Below are 401 nucleotides of genomic sequence, written 5' to 3' on the forward strand. Positions count from 1 at the left end.
GACTGAGCTAATGGCTCACAAAGTGAGTTAAACTTATACAAAAAATGGTGCCGGCCAGAGGACTTGAACCCCCAACCTACTGATTACAAGTCAGTTGCTCTACCAGTTGAGCTAGGCCGGCATATATGGCGGTCCGGACGGGACTCGAACCCGCGACCTCCTGCGTGACAGGCAGGCATTCTAACCAACTGAACTACCGGACCATAGTAAAATAATTTGGTTGCACTCTTCAAGTACTACTGATTTTCATTTAACAAAGAAGTCTATTCAACGTAGTTAACCTGAAATAATTTGGTTGCGGGGGCAGGATTTGAACCTACGACCTCTGGGTTATGAGCCCAACGAGCTGCCAGACTGCTCCACCCCGCGATTTGGGAGATAAATTAATATTCATCTACATG

The 401-nt window shown here is 46.6% G+C and carries 3 tRNA genes; all 3 read right to left on the minus strand.

The features are described from left to right. Window positions 1-45: 45 nt before the first annotated feature. The 3 genes from ACHABU_RS20715 to ACHABU_RS20725 all read right to left on the minus strand — a co-directional run bounded on the left by ACHABU_RS20715 (window position 46) and on the right by ACHABU_RS20725 (window position 369). A tRNA-Thr gene (locus ACHABU_RS20715) sits at window positions 46-121 on the minus strand. Window positions 122-126: 5 nt separating this feature from the next. Further along, window positions 127-203, minus strand: a tRNA-Asp gene (locus ACHABU_RS20720). A gap of 89 nt (window positions 204-292) precedes the next feature. After that, window positions 293-369 (minus strand) — tRNA-Met (locus tag ACHABU_RS20725). Between the last annotated feature and the right edge of the window lie 32 nt (window positions 370-401).

This window comes from Oceanobacillus sp. CF4.6 (assembly GCF_051262635.1).
In the GTDB taxonomy this organism is placed as follows: Bacteria; Bacillota; Bacilli; order Bacillales; family Amphibacillaceae; genus Oceanobacillus.